Source organism: Cyanobium sp. Copco_Reservoir_LC18, from assembly GCF_009834675.1.
Classification (GTDB): Bacteria; Cyanobacteriota; Cyanobacteriia; order PCC-6307; family Cyanobiaceae; genus Cyanobium; species Cyanobium minutissimum.
The window spans coordinates 93,003-109,885 of the sequence record NZ_ASAC01000010.1 but is presented as its reverse complement, the minus strand read 5'-3'; the positions used below and the strand labels follow the sequence as shown (position 1 = coordinate 109,885).

Annotated in this window: 18 protein-coding genes; 7 read left to right on the top strand and 11 right to left on the bottom strand. The window is 68.9% G+C overall.

The genetic code is table 11. The annotated features are described in order from the left end of the window. Positions 1-13 precede the first annotated feature (13 nt). Both L107_RS04585 and L107_RS04580 read left to right on the top strand, forming a co-directional pair. Complete coding sequence (locus tag L107_RS04585; protein WP_159816652.1) at positions 14-484, top strand: GNAT family N-acetyltransferase; 471 nt, start codon at positions 14-16, stop codon at positions 482-484. A 3-nt stretch (positions 485-487) separates the two neighbouring features. Beyond that, complete coding sequence (locus L107_RS04580) at positions 488-979, top strand: cupin domain-containing protein (protein ID WP_236550508.1); 492 nt, start codon at positions 488-490, stop codon at positions 977-979. A 154-nt stretch (positions 980-1,133) separates the two neighbouring features. Here L107_RS04580 and L107_RS04575 read toward each other — a convergent pair whose 3' ends face one another. From L107_RS04575 to L107_RS04550, 6 genes are all read right to left on the bottom strand, one after another. Beyond that, complete coding sequence (locus tag L107_RS04575) at positions 1,134-1,835, bottom strand: ABC transporter ATP-binding protein (RefSeq protein WP_159816651.1); 702 nt, start codon at positions 1,833-1,835, stop codon at positions 1,134-1,136. Between the two features lie 3 nt (positions 1,836-1,838). After that, complete coding sequence (locus tag L107_RS04570; protein WP_159816650.1) at positions 1,839-3,107, bottom strand: ABC transporter permease; 1,269 nt, start codon at positions 3,105-3,107, stop codon at positions 1,839-1,841. Next, positions 3,104-4,510, bottom strand: coding sequence for an HlyD family secretion protein (locus L107_RS04565; protein WP_159816649.1), 1,407 nt, complete (start codon positions 4,508-4,510; stop codon positions 3,104-3,106). The genes L107_RS04570 and L107_RS04565 overlap by 4 nt, the downstream gene beginning before the upstream one ends. Positions 4,511-4,739: 229 nt before the next feature. After that, positions 4,740-6,365, bottom strand: coding sequence for a hypothetical protein (locus L107_RS04560; RefSeq protein ID WP_236550507.1), 1,626 nt, complete (start codon positions 6,363-6,365; stop codon positions 4,740-4,742). A gap of 802 nt (positions 6,366-7,167) precedes the next feature. Next, the gene (locus L107_RS04555) at positions 7,168-7,305 is read right to left on the bottom strand and encodes a hypothetical protein (RefSeq protein ID WP_159816647.1); all 138 of its coding nucleotides are present in this window, start codon (positions 7,303-7,305) and stop codon (positions 7,168-7,170) included. A 75-nt stretch (positions 7,306-7,380) separates the two neighbouring features. After that, on the bottom strand, positions 7,381-7,737 hold the full coding sequence (locus tag L107_RS04550; RefSeq protein WP_159816646.1) for a hypothetical protein: 357 nt from the start codon (positions 7,735-7,737) through the stop codon (positions 7,381-7,383). Between the two features lie 122 nt (positions 7,738-7,859). Here L107_RS04550 and L107_RS04545 point away from each other — a divergent pair, with 122 nt between their 5' ends. Together L107_RS04545 and L107_RS04540 are read left to right on the top strand one after the other, a co-directional pair. Next, positions 7,860-8,669: a CPBP family intramembrane glutamic endopeptidase gene (locus L107_RS04545; protein WP_159816645.1), complete on the top strand. Its 810-nt coding sequence runs from the start codon at positions 7,860-7,862 to the stop codon at positions 8,667-8,669. Positions 8,670-8,933: 264 nt separating this feature from the next. Beyond that, positions 8,934-9,275, top strand: a complete 342-nt coding sequence (locus L107_RS04540) for a type II toxin-antitoxin system PemK/MazF family toxin (RefSeq protein ID WP_159816644.1) — start codon at positions 8,934-8,936, stop codon at positions 9,273-9,275. A 10-nt stretch (positions 9,276-9,285) separates the two neighbouring features. Here L107_RS04540 and L107_RS16905 read toward each other — a convergent pair whose 3' ends face one another. After that, complete coding sequence (locus L107_RS16905; protein WP_201295803.1) at positions 9,286-11,724, bottom strand: glycoside hydrolase family 9 protein; 2,439 nt, start codon at positions 11,722-11,724, stop codon at positions 9,286-9,288. Between the two features lie 122 nt (positions 11,725-11,846). Further along, entirely contained in the window at positions 11,847-12,539 is a 693-nt protein-coding gene (locus L107_RS04520; protein ID WP_159816643.1) for a response regulator transcription factor, read from the bottom strand. Positions 12,540-12,733: 194 nt separating this feature from the next. Between L107_RS04520 and L107_RS04515 the strand changes: the two genes are divergently transcribed. From L107_RS04515 to L107_RS04505, 3 genes are all read left to right on the top strand, one after another. Next, on the top strand, positions 12,734-12,979 hold the full coding sequence (locus L107_RS04515; protein WP_236550506.1) for a hypothetical protein: 246 nt from the start codon (positions 12,734-12,736) through the stop codon (positions 12,977-12,979). Positions 12,980-13,107: 128 nt separating this feature from the next. After that, positions 13,108-13,587, top strand: coding sequence for a VOC family protein (locus L107_RS04510; protein ID WP_159816642.1), 480 nt, complete (start codon positions 13,108-13,110; stop codon positions 13,585-13,587). Between the two features lie 31 nt (positions 13,588-13,618). Continuing rightward, entirely contained in the window at positions 13,619-14,350 is a 732-nt protein-coding gene (locus tag L107_RS04505; protein WP_159816641.1) for a triacylglycerol lipase, read from the top strand. Here the strand turns inward: L107_RS04505 and L107_RS04500 are convergent. From L107_RS04500 to L107_RS04490, 3 genes are read right to left on the bottom strand one after another with little or no spacing between them, the layout of a single operon-like run. Beyond that, the gene (locus L107_RS04500; RefSeq protein ID WP_236550505.1) at positions 14,298-15,422 is read right to left on the bottom strand and encodes a transporter substrate-binding domain-containing protein; all 1,125 of its coding nucleotides are present in this window, start codon (positions 15,420-15,422) and stop codon (positions 14,298-14,300) included. The genes L107_RS04505 and L107_RS04500 overlap by 53 nt on opposite strands. 5 nt (positions 15,423-15,427) lie before the next feature. Beyond that, entirely contained in the window at positions 15,428-16,153 is a 726-nt protein-coding gene (thyX, locus tag L107_RS04495) for an FAD-dependent thymidylate synthase (protein WP_159816639.1), read from the bottom strand. Between the two features lie 39 nt (positions 16,154-16,192). Then, on the bottom strand, positions 16,193-16,774 hold the full coding sequence (locus L107_RS04490; protein WP_159816638.1) for a thioredoxin domain-containing protein: 582 nt from the start codon (positions 16,772-16,774) through the stop codon (positions 16,193-16,195). Between the last annotated feature and the right edge of the window lie 109 nt (positions 16,775-16,883).

Here is a 16,883-nt window from a genome sequence, read left to right as displayed (position 1 = left end):
TCCGCGTTGTCTCTTGCCCCCCGTTGTTGTCCGTCAAGCCGCTCCCGATGACTTGGAGGTGATCGTTCCGCTGTTCGACGCTTATCGCCAGTTCTATGGCCAGCCGTCCGAACCGGATCGCGTCCGCGCCTTCCTGCAGGAGCGGCTGGCCCAGGGCGACTCGGTGCTGCTGATCGCTGAAGCCGATGGCCAGGCGCTCGGTTTCACCCAGCTCTATCCATCGTTCTCCTCGGTATCGATGGCGCCGATCTTCATCCTCAACGACCTGTTCGTGGTGCCCGAGGCCAGGCGTTCGGGCGTGGCCCGCCACCTGCTGGAGGCCGCCGTAGGTAAGGCGCGCGAGGCCGGGGCCATCCGGCTCTCGCTTTCCACCGCCCACACCAACACCGCCGCCCAGGCGCTCTATGCCTCGGCCGGCTGGGAGCGTGATGCGGTGTTCTGCGTCTACCAACGCACCGTTCACCGGCCAGCGCCGCCGATGTGAGCAATGGCGACCGTCATGCGTTCAACATTCCTGCCGGTGGACTGGCCTACAGTTGGCATCTGCTTTTCCTCCAGCGTCAGCCATTCCCCTTCACGCGAGGGATTTGCCATGGGTAGCGATCGCCTCTTTCGTGCTGTTGATTTCATGCAGCTGTCCGACGATGAACCGATACGGTCGGTGATCGTGGAAACGGCTGAAGCTGTGGTCGTCGCGTGGTACGTCAAGCCAGGCCAACGGATTGCTGCCCACGTTCATCCTTCCGGGCAGGACACCTGGACGATCCTCTCCGGTCACGGCACTTATCTGACAGAGGCATCGGGTTCTGCCTTGGCCATCACAGCTGGCGATGTGGTCGTCGCTCCCGTGGGTTGTGTGCACGGCGTCAGCAATCACGGTCAGGAGCCACTCACCTTCATTTCCGTTGTTTCGCCCGCCGATGCTGGCTTTGAACCGATGCCTGACGCCTTGACCCCGACCTCTCCACTCAGCTCTTGAGGACTGCCCTCAGAGGATTCACGGCACCGAGGACCGCATGGCCGCTCGGGACGACGGTGCTGCCGCCAGCTCTGGGGAGGGGCCAGCCGGCTTGCCAGGTGCCTGACGTGCGGCTGGAGGCACCGGATCCAAGCAGCCGCAGCCCGTTCACCCCTCAGTTCTGAAACAGGTCGTCTGGGCAGCGCGGTCGGCTGTCGCTGCTGATCTGCCCGTCCTGGATCCGGATGATCCGCCCGCTGTTCTCGGCCACGGACGGGTCATGGGTGACGAGCACGATCGTGAGCCCATCGGCGTGAAGACCGGAGATCAGCTCGATCACCTCCTGGCCGGTCCGTGAATCGAGAGCGCCGGTGGGTTCGTCGGCCAGCAGCAGTTCGGGCTGGTTCACCAGGGCGCGGGCGATCGCGACGCGTTGTTGTTGGCCACCGGAGAGCTGATTGGGTCGGTTGGTCATCCGGTCCGCCAGCCCCACCTGCTCCAGCATCGCCGCCGCCCTCTGCCGCCGCTCCTCCCGGTCGTAACCGGCATAGACCATCGGCAGCATGACGTTCTGCAGTGCTGTCAGGCGCGGCAGGAGGTTGAATTGCTGAAAAACAAAACCGATCCGAACGTTGCGGATGTCCGTGCGTTCATTGTCACTCAGCTGGGTGATATCACGGGCATCGAAGTAGTACTGGCCACTGCTGGGCTGCTCCAGGCATCCGAGAATGGTCATCAGGGTGGACTTGCCGGATCCAGACGTGCCCACAATCGCGGTGTACTCGCCTCGAAGGATGGTCAGGTCGATACCGTGCAGAATCTCAGACTCCATCTCTCCGATGCGATAGGCCTTGGTGATCTGTCGCAGTTGCAGCATGGTTCAATCGCTCCGAAGTGCCGTCATCGGATCCAGCTGGGCGGCCTTGCTGGCCGGATAGGCGCCGAAGAACACACCGATCACCAGGCAGAAAATCAGTGAGCAACCCACCGCATCCAGGGCGATCCCTGCGCTCCAGCCAAAGACCGAATTGATGGCCATCGACGCCAGCACACCAAGCAGAACACCCAGGAGGCCGCCCGCCAGAGACAGCACCGTTGATTCGATCAGAAACTGGCGCAGGATGTCACTGCAACGGGCTCCGATGGCGCGCCGGATGCCGATCTCACGCGTTCGCTCTGTGACGGACACCAGCATGATGTTCATGATGCCGATTCCCCCCACCAAGAGGGAAATGGCGGCGGATCCACCCAGCAGTGCCGTGAACACATTGGCGACGGCGTTGGAGGCGTTGACAAGATCGGCCTGGTTGCGAATCAGGAAGTCGTCCTCTCGGGGCGGCACGATCCTGTGGCGTAACCGCAGCAGGTTGGTGATCTGATACTCCCCTGCCTCCATGCCCTCGGCGGACCGCGCCGAAACCGCGATGCTCTCCACCGACACGCCGGCTGTGGTGTTCATCCCCACGATCCTTGCGGCCATCGTGGTGAGCGGAATCAGTACCTGATCGTCCTGGTCGCGGAAACCCGTGCTGCCCTTGAACTCCAGCGTGCCGATGACGGTGAAGGTCTCGCCGCGGATGCGGATCGTGCGGTCCAGGGCGCTGCGGTCCGTCAACCCGAGGCTGTCGACGACGGTCTGTCCCAGCACGGCCACCCTGGCGGCCTGGTTGAGTTCGGCCTGGTTGAAAAAACGCCCGCTCAGGGGCAGAAAGTCGCGCACCGCCACGAAGGCCGGCGTGCTGCCCACCACCGTGGTGTTGGTGTTGCGATCGGCCAGCACCACCTGGGCACGTTGGCTCAGATTCGGAGCCACGTCCGCCACGGCGGGGATGGACGCGGCGATCGCCCGGGCATCCTCCCATGTGAGGGTGGTGGCCGAGCCCGCTCCCCGTGAGGCGGGGCCGCCGCCGGGTGCCACGCCGCTCTGCACGAAGAGCAGGTTCGAACCCAGCGATTTCAACTGGCTCTCCGTCTGGAGCTGGGCGCCGCGCCCGATCGTGACCATGCTGATCACGGCGCCGATGCCGATGATCACGCCCAGCATCGTCAGGGCGGAGCGCATCCGGTTGGCCAGCAGCGACGACCAGGCAAGCGCGATCGTTTCGACCAGCTCGCCACCCCCCCGCTCACCGCGGCGACGCCCCGTCAACGTGGCATCCTCCCCGGTCCCCGCTGCTGCTGGAACGGCGAGGCGCCCGACACCGGCCGGGCGTTGGGCTGACGCCGGCCCGGCACGGACAGATAGACCCGATCGCCGGCTTTCAGGCCGCGCAGCACTTCGGTGCGGTTGCCGATCGTGACGCCCACCTGCACCAGCTGGAAGCTGGGCTCCCCGTTGTCACCGGGCCGCATCACTCCGGTGCCGTCCCGCTCGCTCACGATCGCCGGGGTGGGGATCAGCAGGGCATCGGAGCGCCGGCCCACCCGGACGTTGGCGGTGAGGTTCATGCCGGAGCGGAGCTGGCTGCGCGCGTCGGCTGCCAGGGCGATTCTCACCTGGAAGCTGGTCACGTTCTGCTCCACCACCGCTTCCGGCGCCACCAGCCGCACGGTTCCGCGGAACACCTGGCGAGGGAAGGCATCCACCTGCAGATCCACCGGCTGGCCGGGCCGGATGGCGCCCACGTCCACTTCCGCCACGTTGGCCACCGCTTCCAGTTCGCTGGCCAGGGCCAGGATCGATGAGGAGGTGGCGGAACTGGTGGCGCTGGCGGAGGTGGTGGGTGTGACGAACGCCCCGACGTCGGCATACTTCTGACTGATCACCCCGGCAAAGGGGGCCCGGATCACGGTGTCATTGACCTGGGCCTGGATGGTGGCGAGATCCCCCCTGGCCTGAAGCACCTGGGCGGCGGCCGTGGTGATGTCCTCCGCGCGGCTGCCGGCCCTGGCGAGATCCATCTGGGCCCTCAGGGACCTCACCCGGGCTTCGCTGGCCAGGAAGGCCGAACGACTGGCATCGAAGCTCACCCGAGCGATCGCGCCGGATCGGTACAGCTGCTGGTTGCTGAGGTAGGCGGAACGAACGGCGATCTGATCGGCCTCCGCCGCCTGCAGATTGCGCCGCGCCGCCTCGATCTCCTGGGGGCGGTTACCGGCCCGCAGCTTCTGCAGGTTGGCCTCCGCCGCCGCCAGGGTTCCCAGGGCTGATTGCAGCGTTCCCCTCAGGTTGCTGTCATCCATCCGCGCCAGCATCTGGCCGGCCTTGACCCGATCCCCCTGATCCACGAACAGGGCCGTGACGCGACCCGGTTGCTTGGGGCTGATGTTCACGGGCGTCGTGGGGCGGATCGAACCGGACGCCGTCACCTGAAGAACCACGTTGCTGCGCTCCACCACCGCCGTCTGGGCGAGCAGGGCGGCCTGGCGGGCACGGACCTGTCCCTGATGCCAGGACAGCCAACCGCCCCCCGCCAGACAGAGCGTCAGCGAACCGGCGGCGATCACCTTCCAGCGTGACCATGGCGTGCCCGCGGGAGACAGCGCTGAAGCGGCTCCTGGCCTGGCCGAGGCTGGAGGGGTGGGACTCTGGCGCAGGGGGGTCTGCAGCATGCGGGAGGCTTTGGGGCGGGCATGGGCGGCTGTACCCACACCATGGCTTCCGCCTGTGTCTGGGGCGCGACGTGGCGTCGCCCAGGTGTGAGCAGATGTGACCACGGCTCCACCCAGCCTGTCCCGTCAGACCTGCCCCGCCTGGTCTCTGCAGCTCAGGAGGCTGGCGGCAAGGTGATGGGAGGGGAGGACGTGCGCACCAAGGCAAGGCCATCCGGTGTTTCCAGCCTCAACCACCCCGGGCGGTGGCGAAGGAAGGAAGGTCGCTGCCCTCCCACATCCGGCGAAACTCGGCGCTGGTGGAGGCGGCTTCACGCTGGCGTCCCTGGCTGCGGAGGCTGCCGGCCAGCCCGTGCAGGGACCATCCGTTCGCCGGAAAGCGCTTCAGATCCTCACGGAAGACGCGCTCAGCGGCGGCGGGCTCACCCACCCGGAGGAGGAAGGCCCCGAAGTCCTGACGGACGGGAATCGACCATTCCGGTGGTTCTCCGTAGACCATCGCGTCCTCGAGCGACACCGCCGTCTGGAATTGGCTCCTGGCCGATTCGATATCCCCCCCAGCCGCCGCGAGATGGGCCGCCAGCACGTCTCTGGCGATCGCCAGCACCGTGCCCGACGTATTGAACTCAAGCCGTTGGGCCGAGAGCCCGGGGTCTGCAGCCAGGGCCCGCAGCTCTTCCAGGAGGCGGCGTGCTTCCACAAGGTTTCCCTGGGCGATGAGGGCACGACCGCGGGCGTAGGCCCAGATGCCGCGGGCATGGCCGAGGTCCGCCGGTGAAGCCGGTTCGGCCAGGATCGATTCCCAGAGAGCGAAGCGCACCTTCATCTGCAGATGCCGGGTGCGGTGATGCTGCAGGAAGGTCATCCCCGGTGCGCGCACCATCGCATCCGGGGACAGCGTGCGCAGCGTCTCGGTGGCGGCAAGAACCTGCTCTTGCCGGCCGATCATGCTGGCGGCGAAGCCTAAGAAGTCGTAATTGTGGGGGTAATAGCCGGCCAGGTAGACGCCGAAGGCAGGACGCCGTGTCCGAATGTAGGTTTCATCGGCGTGGATGGCATGTTCGTTGGCGGTGATGGCATCGCGGTAGCGTCCAACCCTCACATAGATGTGTCCAGGCATGTGCACGATGTGCCCGGCTCCGGGCATCAGAGCGGCCAGCCGCTCGGCGGCCTGCAGTGCACGCTCGGGCTGCACTTCCTCGATGGCGTGGATATAGAAGTGATTGGCACCCGGATGGTTGGGTGCGATCCGCAGAACGGTCTCCAGTTGACGCAGGATCTCGGCCGTGTGTTCACGGGGTGAGCCGTCCTTGTTCCAATACTGCCAAGGGGTCAGATCCATCAGCGCCTCCGCATGCAACGTGCGCAGATCCATGTCGTCCGGATACAGACGAACAAGCTTCCCCAGCGCGTCGGCCCAGGCCGCATCCAGGGGGCCCCTCTCCACCGGCGGATCGGCCGCGTAGCGACGGGTGAGTGCCTCGATCAGGTTCCGCTCCTTCGGAGAGGCTGTGGCCATGGTGGCCCGCGCCTTCTGCAGAGCGGCCCACGCCTGCAGCCCCGCCTCGCGGTCCATCGCCAGGTTGATGTTGGGTCCCAACGCCAGCGCTTCTCCCCAGTGGCAGAGGGCGCAGCGGGGATCGAGGCTGGCGGCGTGGCGGAAGGCCCGGATCGCCTCAGCGTGGTTGAACCCGTAGTAGAGACGGAGCCCCTGGTCGAAGTAGGCCTGAGCCAGGTGATTCCTGATCGACAGGGGGTAGTGGTGCGAGCCGAGGTTGTCATAGAGGGGAGGCCCCTGAACCTGGGCCAGGCTGACGGGAGCCTGCAGGACCAGTCCCACCATCAGGGGCAGCACCGCCCGGAGGGGATGGGGACGATGGGTCATGGGTCCAACCCTCCAGTTCCATGGAGATGGGCAAACCATGGGAAATCGAATGGAGATCAGATGGGCAGGTGCACCTGAGCGGCATCACGGCCCGGGACTGGGCGTTACTCAGATCACCACCTGCGTTGCGGTGCTGAATGCGGCGTGGGATGGATGGAAGTCGTCATGGGGGGCAACTCCTGGGGCTGAAGAAAACACGTCACGGATGACACGGGAAGAGAGCCTGGGAATCCCCCGACTCCCCTTCTTCGTCCATGCTCCGAGCTCACATCTGTACGTGGATCGATTGTGAGAGTCCCGAATCGGTCGACGACCATTGCGGAAAAGATTCTTCACGAGCGAAGCGTCTGCTCCAGGCGCGTTTGATGGATGGGGTACTGACTAGAACCCATCAGTCATTGTCTGGGTTTCCTCCTCCGATCGGCGCAGCATCTCCGCCGCGTCCATGCAGCTTCATGGAGGCACGTCGGCCGGCGGCAAGCCTCCATCCCGATGGAGGGGCCAAGCCCTCGCAGGCCATCCCCTCAGCGCCCTCCGTCAGGAACGTCGCGCCTCTCCATGACGAGCATCTCCAGCACCGGGGAGCTCCAGCGAATCGATCGATGCTGACGCGTGCGAGGCCGTCACGTGCGGCGTGCCATCAGGTTGTGGTGCCCATCAGCCACGGTCCTCGATTAGCAAGGTGCTGTGGCCAGCAGCAGAAGGTTCCCACAGGAAACCCTGTCGCACCCTCGGCACGACCGACGCCAGTGATCGCCACTCCCCAGAGCCCTCAGAGGCCCTGCTCCCGGAAGAAGCGCTGCATGGCATCCTCCGCCTGGCTCACCTGGGCCGGGGTGCAGGCGGAGGTTTTGCTGAAATACTTGCCGGCCTTGTTGAAGTTGACCCGGCAGGCGCCCTCGAACTTCACCTGGCGGATGCCCAGCAGCAGCTGGACGATTTCCGGTGGCTTCGCTGCGGGCGGGGTGGGCGTGGTGCTGCCGGCCTACTTGCCGTAGGGGGCGGGATCCCAGAAGACGAAGATCGACTGCTTCTCCAGCCGGTACACCTGGCCGCGGTTGGCGTCCAGGATCTCCCGCCTGGCCGGTTCCCCTTGCCCATCGACGTAGGCGTCGGGGGTGCTCTCGTTGGGCTTGAGCTCGATCCTCTGGCCGCCCTTGAGCTCGATGCTGACGAATCCCTGCCGCTGCGAGAAGCTGCACAGCCCGGAGGAGGTGGCCTTGTCCTCCCCGGCGGGGAAGACATCGCAGCGCGCCTGCACGGTGTCGGCCTGCGCCGGCACCGGCACCGCCACGGACGCCAGACCCAGCAGGGAAGCGGCAAGGATCGGGAGTCGTCGCATCGGCGGGGTGGCAACTGCTCTGAACGTACTCATCGCGGCGGTGGGCGTCCGTGTGCAGGACGGATCGGGGTGACAGGGCCCGTTGGTGTGGCTAGCAGAGCCCTGGGAGGTGACGCGCAGTGATGGAGACCACTGCTTCAGAGGGCGCCTCGGTGGCCAGCCGGGGCCCGCGCGTCCGTCCGACGATCCGTCTGGGGATCGCGCTCTGGCTCGCCTACAGCGTCCTGGCCGGAGTCCTGCAATTCCGCACCGGCATTTCCTACACGGACTGGTTCAGGACGGCCGGCAATGCTTTCGCCACGGCGGTTGTCCCCCTCACCCTCGGAGGCCTGGCGCTGCTGGCCTTCACCAACTGGTGCCGTTGGGACCACGTCTGGCGCGATCCCGTGCGGCTGCGCTGCACGGGCTTGATGCGGCTGTCGATGCTGGCCTGGATGGCCGTGATCGCCTTCCGTCTGGTGGGCATCCGGTGGAGCACGGTGCCGCCGGACCTGCTCCTGGCCATCCTCGCCGCCGGTGTCGGTGTGGGCTTCGCCGAGGAACTGCTGTTCCGCGGCCTCTTCCTGCGCTGCCTGCGCCAGGGGGGGCGCTCGGAAGCCACCGCTGCGATCACCACCGGCGTCTGCTTCGGGCTCTTCCATCTCCCCAACATGGTCATGGGCATGGGGTGGGTCGGGGCGATCCAGGTGGTCCTGGCGGCCCTGAGCGGCATCCTGCTGTACGTGTTTCGCCGCGCCACGGGCCTGCTCTGGCCGGCGATGGTGGCCCATGGCCTGTGGGACATCTCGACGTTCCTGGCCGGTGGCTATGCCCAGCCGTGGCTATCGGCGGCCTCCCTGGCCGCCCAGGGGGTGTTCGTGGTGCTGGGCCTGCTCGTCTACGTGGGCCTCTACCGCACCGACCGGGGCACGGTTGTGATCCCTGGCCCTTGATGTGGCTACAATGTGACCACGAGATGGGCTGAGGCGTGTGAAGGCCAGGCTGGTCAGGATCGGTAATTCACGCGGTCTTCGTCTGGCCAAGCCGCTGCTTGAGGAAGCTGGCCTCACCGATGAGGTGGAGATCCATGTCGCGCCTGGTGTGCTGACCATCACGCCTGTGGCAGCGCCGAGGGCCGGTTGGGCGGAGGCAGCAGACGCCGTTACGCCTGAGGGTCTCCTGGATGCAGCCACGCCCACCCGCTTCGACGACGGGGAATGGGAGTGGTGACGGACGTCGCCGTCTGCCGCGGTGACATCTTTCTGGTCGCGTTGAATCCCACCCGCGGCCAGGAGATCCGCAAGACCAGGCCCTGTGTGGTCGTTTCCCCTGATGAACTCAACGCCCACATGGGAACGTTCATCGTGGCGCCGCTGACGTCCGGTGGTCACCCCTACCCGTTCCGCGTCCCTTGTTCGTTTCAGGGCAAGGATGGCCACGTCGTGCCTGACCAGCTGCGCACGGTGGATCGCGAACGGCTGGTGAAGCGGCTGGGCACCTTGCCGCAGGCCACGCTGCTCCAGCTCCTGGCCATCCTGCAGGAGATGTTTGCGGCCTGATGCTCCCCTCTCAAACAATCGCCAGCGCCGTGAGTGAGCCGCTGTAGCCGGTGATCTCGACGATGGCATCACTGGCGGCCTGGAAGCCGGCCATCCCGTCGTTGAGGGCCAGGAAGGTGCGGCTGCCGCTGCCGCTGCCGCCCGCGGCGGCCAGGGTGAAGGTGGCCCCGCCGTTGGCGGCGAAGGCGCCGGGGGTGAGCACGGCGGCCAGGGCATTGGGGGTGAGGCTGGCCACGGCCCCCAGTTCGCGCAGGGCGGCGGCCGACACGGCCCGGGGGCCATCGATGCGGTCGCTGCCGATCACCAGATCGGTGATCTGGTCGGGGGCGGCCAGCAGCGAGTCGCCCAGGTTGGACAGCCGGAAGGTGTCGGCGCCCTCCAGGCCGGTGAGCACGTCGGCGCCGGGGCCGCCGGCGAGGGTGTTGGCAGCGGCGTTGCCCGTCAGGAAGCGGGGGTTGGCGGCACTGAAGGCCAGCCGGCCGGCGCCGCCGAACAGGGCCGCCGCCGTGAGGGCGCCGCTGTGGCCCAGGGCCCTGCCCTGGCTGGCATTGAAGCCCACGGTGACGCTGCGGCCGGGCTGGATCGCGCTGGCCCAGGCGTCGCCGCTGACGACGTGGCGGAACAGGCCACCCGCCAGCGCCGTGCTGCTGATCCGCACCCCCCAGGGCGTGCCGCTGGGACGGTGCGGGCTTTCGAAGCTGAAGCTCCAGCCGTTCAGCGCCGCCGTGCCGGCGTTGCTGACGGTGAGCTGCACCGTCATGCCGCCGGTCCAGATCGAGCCGCCCACCACCACCGCCAGATCCGGACTGGAGGTGAGCGGGATGCCGTTGAGGCTGGCCGGCAGCGGGGCGCCGGGGGTGGGAATGGGCGTGGGAATCGGTGGCGGCGGTGTGGGAGTGGGGGTTGGCGTCGGTGTGGGAGTCGGCGTGGGCGTGGGTGTCGGTGTGGGGGTCACCGGAGTGCCGCCGCCGCCCGGCCGCACCGTGATCCCGGGCAGGGCGTCGAGCTGGGCGTCGGTGAGCGGCACGCCGCCGCGGCGTTCGACACTGCGGGCGAAGGCGCCGGTGAGGGCGGCGTTGTAGTCGAGGGCCACCTCGTTGGCGATGAAGTCGTCGCGGCGGTCCTGGTAGGCGAAGTCGTTGGCGCTGGTGGGGCCGCCCACCAGGGCGCCGTAGAGGATGTGGGTGTTGGGTAGGCCGTTGCGGAACCCGTCCCAGCCCACGCCCGAGGCCGCCCGGTGGTGGGGCTGCCGGGGCGCGTTGACCCCGAAGCCCACCAGGTAGCTCGACTGGCGCGGATTGGCGCCGAGGATGTAGTCCACCGTTCCCTGCGAAAGACGGCCGTAGGCGCCGCCGGGGTCGCGCACGTTGTCGGCATAGACATCGGCCAGGAAGGCCGTGTTGGCGGCGTAGCGCAGCGAGCCCCACTGGCTGATGTGGCGCAGGCCGCCGGCGCTGATCGTCACCCCGTTGCCGCCGTTCACCCAGTTGTTCAGCCAGCCCTCCACGTCCTGCTGGATGCGGGCCGAGCCGGTGTCCTCCGCCAGGATCACGGCGGTGGCATAGGAGGCGTCGTCCCAGTTGCCCGTCCAGCCCCGCGAGAGGCCGCCGATGCTGCCGGTGTAGATGGACAGGGCCTTGTCGCGGTAGGCCGTGCCGTTGCCCCCCGCCGCGCTCACCGCCCGCGACAGCCAGGCTGCGCCGTAGGCCAGCTCGTCGTTGTAGCCGCTCCAGGAGTTGTAGAAGGAGCGCACTTCCGGGATCGCATCGGCATAACTGCCCCGGTAGCGATCGGCGAAGTCGTAGAGGGAGCGGGCCCGGTTGAGCAGCACGTCGGCGTAGGCGGCGTCGCCGTTCTGGCGAAACAGCACCGACGCCGAGGCCAGCGCCGCCGCCGAGCCCGCCGCCACATCGGAGCCGGGCTTGGTCGGCGTCACCGCCATCGCCGGCCGGGCGATGGTCTGGCTTTCGGGCGCGCTCCAGAGGGCGTGGTCGGCCCCCCCATCGCCCACCTGGGCCACGAAGTACAGGGTGGTGCCGGCCGCATCGACGCCGTGGGCCTTGAGCAGGTAGTCGGTGCCCCAGCGCACCGCATCCAGCAGCTCATCGGTCTGGCCTGTGACGGCATAGCCATCGGAGAACTCGATCCCACCCCAGGCGAGGGTGGCAAGGGTGGAGGCCAGCGGCAGCCCGAATTTCACGTGGTCGCCGGCATCGTGGTAGCCGCCGCTGAGATCCAGGCTCAGCCCGCTCTGAAGGTTGGCCGCCGAGCGGCCGCCGAAGTACACCCCGTCAGCCCCGTCCCGCAGGCCGGAATCGCCGCGCCAGTCGATCCGCTTGCGGGCCTCGTCGAGGTCGCCGGAGCGCTGGGCCTCATAGAAGAGGAAGCTTTTCTGCAGGGCCTCCGCATAGTTGAACCCCACCCCGGTCAGCGGATCGACGGACGCCATCGCTCAGAACAGATCACCCCCAACGGTTTACGGCGCCCCCACGGGCCGGGGCGACCCCCTTCGGAGGGTGGTTGGCGGCGCAGCGGAGGGTGATCGGCCGCAGGGGTGCGGGGGCGCGCGGCTCAGCGCAGCCGGATCAGGCCCTGCCGCAGCGCCATCACCAGCGCCTGCAGCCGGTTGCGGGCGCCCATGTTCTGCAGCAGCCGCTTGGTGTACGACTTGGCCGTGCTCGGGCTGATCATCAGCCGCTCGGCGATCTCCCGATCAGTGAGGCCGTCGGCCAGGCCCTCGAGGATTTCGTAGTCCCGCGGGCTGAGTTCGCTGATCGGCGCCGGCACCGGCAGGTCCCGCATCGAGGCGCTGCGGAAGTGGTGCCCGCCCAGCGCCGCCAGCACCGCCGCCTGCAGGGCGCCGCTGCGGAAGGTCATGTCGCGCTCCGCCACCAGCCCGTCCACCCAGCCCGCCCGCACCAGCGCCGGGTCCTGCACCGGGGCGGTGCCGATCACGATCACCTTCAGCTGGGGATGGCGTTCCTTCACCGTGGCGGTGAGGCTGAGCACGTCGCCCCCCTCGAGGCTGTCGGAGCACACCAGCAGCCCGTGGGGCTGCTCCGCCAGGCGCCGCAGGCAGCTCTCCGCATCGGTGACGGCGCAGCCGATCAGGCCGTAGCCGAACAGCCCCACCGTGTAGCGCAGCAGCAGCGGCTCGTTGCCCATCGCCAGCGCCACCCGCGGCGGCACATCCGTGGCGATCAGGGCCCGGCGCATCACCGCCCGCCGGATCTGGACGACGGGCAGATCGGCGGTGAAATCCACGGGGACCGGCGGGGGCTCCGGGGCAGGTTATGGGGATCGATGGATTCGGGACGACACGTCGGAGACGGTGGCGAGCTGGATGGGTTGTCGTCCTGATCCGCGGCTGTGAACCCCTCGCCGCCCTCCGGAGCCGGTCGCATCAGGCTCCGGGGTGGTGTTGGATGGCACCAGATCAGCGCAGGGAGCTGGGCCGATTGACCAGGCATCTCCGTCCCCTCCTGGCAGGCCTGCTCGGCGCCTACGTGCTGGGTTACGGCGTGGCCCGGCTCACCCTGTTCCACGCCGTGGAGCGCTACGGCGGCGCCGAAGGGAAGGGGGCCCCACGCCAGGACTTCATCACCCTGCGCGACCGTTCCCCTGGCGATGGCTGGGAGTACGCGCTGTTCCTGCCGGCCATCAGGCTGGAAGAAGCCGTCCTGGCTTCCATCCGCAACCGTTAGCCGGCGTCCCAGCAGGCCGGGGTCGATCGCACGGCGCCGCTGCGGCTGGCCCATAGGAGTGTATGTGGCCCGCAGGAGCGAACGTCCGCGGCTCCTAGGATCCTGAGCCCCTGGATCGGAGCGGGAGCATGGTTCCCAGAAACACGATCTGTCTCTGGTACGACGGCACCGCCCTGGAGGCGGCCACGTTCTATGCCGAAACCTTCCCGGACAGTGCGGTGGGAGAGATCTTCCGGGCGCCGGCCGATTACCCGTCGGGCCAGCAGGGTGATGTCCTGACGGTCCTGTTCACCGTGGCCGGCCTCCCCTGCCTGGGCCTCAATGGCGGCCCGGCGTTCCAGCACAGCGAGGCCTTTTCGTTCCAGATCGCCACCGACGACCAGGCCGAAACCGATCGGCTCTGGGACGCGATCGTGGCCAACGGCGGCCAGGAGAGCGCCTGCGGCTGGTGCAAGGACCGATGGGGTCTGTCGTGGCAGATCACCCCGCGCGCCCTCACCGCCGCCATCGCCGATCCCGACCGGGCCGCCGCCCGGCGTGCCTTCGAGGCGATGATGCAGATGACCAGGATCGACATCGCGGCGATCGAGGCGGCCCGCCGCGGGTAGGGTCCCACGGCTGCGCCGCCCGTCCGCGCCCATGACCCGCCAGCCGATCGTGATCCTCGGGGGTTTCCTGATCAGCCCCGAGGCCTATGCGCCGATGGTGGCGCGGCTGGAGCAGCTCAGCGGCCAGCCGGTGCGGCTGGTGCCCGTTGGCAAACCCGAGTGGCTGCTCACCGTCTTCGCCTTCGCCTGGGCCCGGATCCTCGACCGGGTGCAGGCCACGGTGGCCGAGCTGGCCCGCCGCTCCCCCACCGGCAAGGTGACGCTGATCGGCCACAGCTCCGGCGGCATCATGCTGCGGCTGTTCCTGGATGACGCCCCGTTCCAGGGGCGTCGCTACGACGGCAAGGCCCTGGCCGACACCCTGGTGATGCTGGGCAGCCCCCATACCGCCCTCAAGGCCACGGTGCTGCGCCAGATGGTGGCGGAGCGCCTGCCGGGCTGCCCCTTCGCCGATCGGGTGCGCTACGTCTCGGTGGCCGGGGATCTGGATCGGCAGGAGGCCTCCCCCATGGCGCGGCGCCTGGCCCCCACCGCCTACCGCAACAGCAGCGGCGATCCTCTCGATCGGGGCGACGGACTGGTGCCGGTGGCCTCGGCCCTGCTGGCGGGCTCCACGCCCCTGGTGCTGCCGGGGGTGGCCCACGGCGGCGCCTTCGGTCCCCGCTGGTACGGCAGCCCCGACGTGGTGGAGCGCTGGTGGGGCGCCGGGTTCAGCGCGCCTGGGGATTCCCCCGGGTCGTCGCCTGCTGGCGCAGCTCGCTGACCACACCGCTGCGCTTGAGGGCGCTGATCGCCTGGTCGATGCGGTTGGCGGTGGCCTCCGGCAGCGCCGGCGCGTAGGCGAAGGCCTGGGATTCGGGCCGGATTCCCTCCAGCGCCAGGCTGGGCAGGAAGCCCTTGGCCTCCTCCTGGAGCAGCAGGTAGCTGAGCTGCAGGTTGTCCCCCAGCAGCGCGTCGATCCGGCGTTCGGCCAGCAGAGCTCCCCCCTCGCCGATGCTGGCCAGCGGCACGATCGTCGCCTTCGGCCCGGTGCTGGTGGCGTTGAGTTCCTTCAGCAGCGACTCGCTGACGGTGCCGGCGCGCACGCCCACCCGCCGGCCGCGCAGATCCGCCGGCGAGCGGATGTCGCCGCTGGCCCTGTCCTGGATTTCCCCGGCCACGTTCACGGTGAGGTAGCCCACCAGCAGCGACGCCGAGACGATCCGCACCAGGTAGGCCAGGATCACGACCCCGTTGCCCCGGGTGGTGGTCACGATCGTGTTGCTCCCCGGACCGGTGGCCAGCACCTGGAACACCTTGCTGACGTGGCGCAGGGAGTTGCGCCGGCCGTCCGTCGCGGGATGGTGGCGGACCTCCAGGCGCAGGGTGATCCCGGTGAGCAAGGCGATCGCCAGCAGGTAGCTGCCCAGCAGCTGCAGCAGCGTCGGCGTCAGCAGGGCGCTCAGGAAGGAGCGCCCCAGATCCAGCCGGCTCTTGACCACCATCACCGCCAGGCCGTCCTCCTGGAAGGGGAGGCTGAAGCGGTAGCGCCGCACCCGGTCGGGGGAGACGTTGATGCAGCCCACCGCCACATCCAGCCGGCCCTCGCGGCTGGCCTCCAGCATCTGCCGCACCGAGGGCCACTGGGAGACGACGTAGGGGATCTCTTCGAGCGTGGCCACCCGGTTCCACAGGTCGATGGCCAGCCCCCGCCACACCCCCGCCTCCCGGTAGCTGCAGGGCGGCGAGCCGTCCACCAGGCCCACCCGCAGCACCGGTGCCGCGGTCGCCGCACCCGGCGCGCCCAGGCCCAGGGCGAGGGCGGCGGCGAGGGCCCAGGGGAGGCGTTTCACCACCGCCCTCAGGGCGCCAGCCGTGCCCTGTGCAGCCGGCTCTTCTCGTACCAGTCGGCGAATTCCGGCACCCACTGCTGCAGGTGGGGCCACATCAGGTCGCAGAGTTCGCGGATCTCCTGCTGGGCATCGAGCTTGGCCCGCAGGTCGAGGAAGTGCAGGAAGGCCCGCAGGGTGAAGCTGACCACGAAGTGCTGGCGGTAGTCGAAGGGCAGGATGCCGCGGGCGTGCTCCTCGGCGTAGCCGGCATCCAGGAGATCCCTGTAGCGCGCCGCCGCCGCCCGGCAGAGCTCCAGATCGATAGCCCGCTGGCCTTCGTCGTACAGATACTTCTTGCCCTGGCGGTCGCTGTAGGGCCCCACCGGCCGCAGGTAGAACACCTCCTCCAGCTCCAGTTCGCCGTTGGCGGCCCGGCGGATGCGGTCGCCCGTGTAGCGCATCGACTGCACGTCGAAACTCACCCCCACCCGATGGGTGCGGGCCTGCTGCATCACCGAATGGGGGAACCAGCCCACGTTGAGCACGATCTGGGCGTGCTCCAGCGGGCCGTAGTGGCCGCGCTCGCCGGCCAGCAGCCGCTTGACGCAGATCTTGCCGGCCTTGCGCTCATCGGGCCAATCGGCGCGGTCGGCGGCCACGAACCCCTCGCTGTAGTCCTGGTGCATCCCGGCGTAGACGCACTGCTGCGGGTTCGGCGTGGCGGCGATCAGCTCGACCCGGAAGCGGGGATCCATGGGCGGGGGTGCGGAGGAGAGGAGCGTGGTGGCGGCCGATCAGCCGTGGCTGCGGGGGCCGGCCTGGGTGGGCAGGGCGGCCGCAGGAGCGGCGCCCTCGGCCCCGGCCGTTTCCGGCAGGCTGCTCACGGCCCCCACCCCCGCCAGCCGGGGCAGGGGCGTGCCGTCCACCAGGGCGGCGGTGAGGGCCTCCAGCTCGGCGCCGCTGCGGGCGCCGATCGAGCGGCCCACGGAGCCGCCGGCGGCGTCGAAGAACTCCAGCTGGGGGATGCCGTTGACGTCGTAGCGCTCCAGCTCCGGCTGCCAGCGGGGGTTGTCGACGTTGAGCAGCACCACATCCATCCGGCCCCGCTGCTGGCGCTCGATCCGCTCCATCGCCGGCGCCATCGAACGGCAGGCCTCGCACCAGTCGGCGTAAAACTCCACCAGGGTGGGCCGCCCATCGGCCAGGGCCACGCTGAACTCGGGCGACTGGCGGGCGAGGCGCTCCAGGGGCGCTTCCGGATGCAGGCCGCCCCGCAGCCACACCATCAGCACCACCAGCACGGCCGCCACGGCGGCCAGCACCATGCGCTCGGTGCGGCCGAGGGTGGAGGGGGGTGAACTGCCCGAGGGGGCCATGGGCGACGGCGATACGGAACGGCGCCCACTCTGGCAGCGCCGACCCTCCCGGCGGGCACCGCCCATCCCGCGGGCCCGGGGGCTGGCTCCCGACATCGTTGCTAGCGTC

What these genes read in the sequence shown, in the direction of transcription:
- L107_RS04550 (WP_159816646.1), bottom strand. Translation starts at nt 7,737, where the DNA reads ATGCGACGACTCCCGATCCTTGCCGCTTCCCTGCTGGGTCTGGCGTCC.
- L107_RS04575 (WP_159816651.1), bottom strand. Translation starts at nt 1,835, where the DNA reads ATGCTGCAACTGCGACAGATCACCAAGGCCTATCGCATCGGAGAGATG.
- L107_RS04565 (WP_159816649.1), bottom strand. Translation starts at nt 4,510, where the DNA reads ATGCTGCAGACCCCCCTGCGCCAGAGTCCCACCCCTCCAGCCTCGGCC.
- L107_RS16905 (WP_201295803.1), bottom strand. Translation starts at nt 11,724, where the DNA reads ATGGCGTCCGTCGATCCGCTGACCGGGGTGGGGTTCAACTATGCGGAG.
- L107_RS04580 (WP_236550508.1), top strand. Translation starts at nt 488, where the DNA reads ATGGCGACCGTCATGCGTTCAACATTCCTGCCGGTGGACTGGCCTACA.
- L107_RS04490 (WP_159816638.1), bottom strand. Translation starts at nt 16,774, where the DNA reads ATGGCCCCCTCGGGCAGTTCACCCCCCTCCACCCTCGGCCGCACCGAG.
- L107_RS04505 (WP_159816641.1), top strand. Translation starts at nt 13,619, where the DNA reads ATGACCCGCCAGCCGATCGTGATCCTCGGGGGTTTCCTGATCAGCCCC.
- thyX (WP_159816639.1), bottom strand. Translation starts at nt 16,153, where the DNA reads ATGGATCCCCGCTTCCGGGTCGAGCTGATCGCCGCCACGCCGAACCCG.
- L107_RS04540 (WP_159816644.1), top strand. Translation starts at nt 8,934, where the DNA reads ATGGGAGTGGTGACGGACGTCGCCGTCTGCCGCGGTGACATCTTTCTG.
- L107_RS04510 (WP_159816642.1), top strand. Translation starts at nt 13,108, where the DNA reads ATGGTTCCCAGAAACACGATCTGTCTCTGGTACGACGGCACCGCCCTG.
- L107_RS04545 (WP_159816645.1), top strand. Translation starts at nt 7,860, where the DNA reads ATGGAGACCACTGCTTCAGAGGGCGCCTCGGTGGCCAGCCGGGGCCCG.